Below are 2,838 nucleotides of genomic sequence, written 5' to 3' on the forward strand. Positions count from 1 at the left end.
CATCCGCGTGAACGCCGTGGCACCGGGGCCGATCTGGACTCCGCTGATTCCGGCGACCGGATGGCCCGACAAGCTGCCCGACTTCGGTCGCGACACCCCGCTCGGCCGGGCGGGTCAGCCAGCAGAGCTCGCCGGGGCGTACGTGTACCTCGCCTCGGAGGAGGCGTCGTACGTCTCGGGCGCGATCCTGCCGGTCACGGGCGGACGCGCGCTGTAGAGCCCCCGAAAGGAGGTGGGGACACGGGGCTCCGTGCGCCGTAAGCTTCGGGCATGGGCAAGCTCATCTACAGCACGTCCCTGCGCGAGTTCGAGATCGACGACCGCGCCCTCGCCCACCTCCGCGTCGCGATCCTGACCAAGCTGCGCCGCTCCGAGAGCTTCGCGTTCACGTGGGAGCACGGCGTCGAACGCGGCAGCGGGCGGACGACGATGTGGATGAACCCGTCCATCCCGGTGCTGTTCGTCTTCAGCGGCAACCGGCCGCCGAAGCTCAACCGGCTCTGGATCGAGGAGCTGATCCTCTCCGCCAGCAGCACCGCGGGGTTGCACCTCGTGCCGGAGCCCGAGGCGTCGGAGCCGTTCGAGATCGATTGAGTCCGCAACTGCTCACGCGCTCGTGAGGATGACGAGGCGCTGCGTCGCCCGGGTCATGGCGACGTAGCGGTCGACTGCTCCCTCGATGCCGGCGCCGAACGATGCGGGGTCGATGAGGACGACGAGATCGAACTCGAGGCCCTTCACGAGCTCGGGCGTCAGCGACCTGACGCGCACGGGGCGCCCGGATGCATCCATGCCGCTGCCTGCGCCGACGCCCGTGTCGCGTGCGATCACGCACGCGGTGCCCTCAGCGTGTTCGGAGAGCCAGGTTTCGAGGATCGCGTCGAGGTCGGACACCGAGCCGTGAGCGACGGGGATGCCGCTGCTGCGCACCGACGTCGGCACGTTGGCGTCGGGAATCGCCGCCCGGATGACGGGCTCCGCCTCGGCCATGACCTCCTCGGGCGTGCGGTAGTTGATGGTGAGGTGCGCGAGCGCGACGTGGTCGAGCCCGATGCGCGCGAGGCGTGCCTGCCATGACTCGGTGAACCCGTGCCTGGCCTGGGCGCGATCGCCGACGATCGTGAGGCTCCGCGACGGGCAGCGGGCGAGCACCATCCGCCACTCGGCATCCGTCAGCTCCTGCGCCTCGTCGACGACGATGTGGGCGAAGGGCCCTGCGAGTTCGTCGGCGTCGCGGCTCGGCAGCTCGGCCTCGTCGATCAACGAGTACTGCAGATCCTGCCCGCGCAGCATCGTCATGACGCCCTCGCCGTCGTCGTGCACCTGCGCCTCGATCAGGTTGTCGATGACGCGGGCCATCTCCTCTCGCTGAGTGGTCGCTGCAGCCTCGCGCCGACGCCGGTCGCGGGATGCCTCGGGGTCGCCGATGCGCTGGCGCGCAGCGTCGAGGAAGGGGAGGTCGGCGACGGTCCACGCGCGGGGATCGGGGCGCTGCAGCAGCCGCACCTCGTCGTCGCCGAGCCAGGGGGCGCATCGCCGCAGGTACGCGGGCACCGACCACAGGTCGGCGACGACTCCGGCCGGGTCGAGCACCGGCCACGCGCGGTTGAAGGTCGTGCGCAGTTCGCGACTGTCGGCGAGCGCGGCCCGCAGTTCCTCGGGCTCGACGTCGTCGTGCCGGTCGGTCAGGATGCTCAGCAGCTCCTCCCAGACCTGGAGGCGCGCCTCGTTGTGCGGCGTTCCGGGTTCGGGGGCGTCGAGCGCCTCCGCCCAGTCGTCGGCATCGACCAGCACGTCGGCCCACGGGGTCTCGACCGTCATGGCGGCCCGGGGCGGTCGCTCGTAGTACCCGACGGCACGCTCGACCGCCTGGACCAGTTCGCCTGAGGACTTCGCTCCGGCGACGGCGGGATCCGCCTCGATCGCCGCTGAGGCGCCCTCTGGAACGAGGTCGCGGAGCGTGCAGGTCTCGACGCCCTCTTCGCCCAGGCCCGGGAGGATGTCGGCCACGTAGTCGAGGTACGGCTGGTGCGGGCCGATGAAGAGCACGCCGCCGCGCCGATGCCCGAGCCGGGGATCGGAGTACAGCAGGTAGGCGGTGCGATGCAGTGCGACGACCGTCTTGCCGGTGCCCGGTCCGCCGTCGACGACGAGGGCGCCGCGGGAACCGGCGCGGATGATCGCGTCCTGGTCGGCCTGGATCGTGCCGAGCACGTCCTGCATCCGGGCCGAGCGGGTGCTGCCGAGGCTCGCGATGAACGCCGATTGCTCGTCGAGCGCCGCGTGCCCGTCGAGCGCGTCGGGCGTGAACACCTCGTCCCAGTAGTCGGTGACGCGGCCGCGGGTCCAGCGATACCTCCGGCGGCTCGTCAGGCTCATCGGGTCGCCGTGCGTCGCGCCGAAGAAGGGTTCCGCGGCGGGGGAGCGCCAGTCGATGAGCAGCCGGCGGCCGTCGGGTGCGGTGAGGCCGAGCCGCCCGATGTACACGGGCTCACCGCCGTCGGCCGCGACGATCCGACCGAGGCAGAGGTCGAGGCCGAAACGGCGCAGCGTCCGCAGCCGCCCCGTGAGCCGGTGGATCTCGAGGTCGCGATCGAGCGCGGCCTGGCCGCTTCCGCCTGGAGACCGCAGCTCGACCGCGAGACGGTCGGAGACCTCGGCGATGGAGTGGCGGAGGGCTTCCGCAATGGCGGCGAAATGCGCCTCGTCATCGGCGATGAGCGACGGGGCGGCCTTGGCGGCGAGGGAGTCGGGAAGGTCGAATACGTGCGAAGTCAGTGCAGCTCCTCTGCGTCGTGAGCGGATGTCTCCGGCTCGGCCGACCAGTATGCGCCGTCG

General features: G+C 71.4%; 3 protein-coding genes. 2 read left to right on the top strand and 1 reads right to left on the bottom strand.

Annotation, left to right across the window (positions count from 1 at the left end; genetic code table 11):
* Together VIP82_RS06165 and VIP82_RS06170 are read left to right on the top strand one after the other, a co-directional pair.
* Positions 1-217 (top strand): SDR family oxidoreductase (locus tag VIP82_RS06165; protein WP_331906700.1); only part of this gene is annotated, 217 nt, incomplete at its 5' end.
* Between the two features lie 53 nt (positions 218-270).
* A complete protein-coding gene (locus VIP82_RS06170; RefSeq protein ID WP_331906702.1) occupies positions 271-594 on the top strand; it encodes a DUF7882 family protein in 324 nt (107 codons plus the stop codon).
* Positions 595-606: 12 nt separating this feature from the next.
* Here the strand turns inward: VIP82_RS06170 and helR are convergent, their stop codons facing one another.
* Positions 607-2,829, bottom strand: coding sequence for an RNA polymerase recycling motor ATPase HelR (gene helR / locus VIP82_RS06175; RefSeq protein WP_331906704.1), 2,223 nt, complete (start codon positions 2,827-2,829; stop codon positions 607-609).
* Positions 2,830-2,838 lie beyond the last annotated feature (9 nt).

Origin of the sequence: Microbacterium sp., assembly GCF_036566905.1 — a bacterium.
GTDB lineage: Bacteria > Actinomycetota > Actinomycetes > Actinomycetales > Microbacteriaceae > Microbacterium.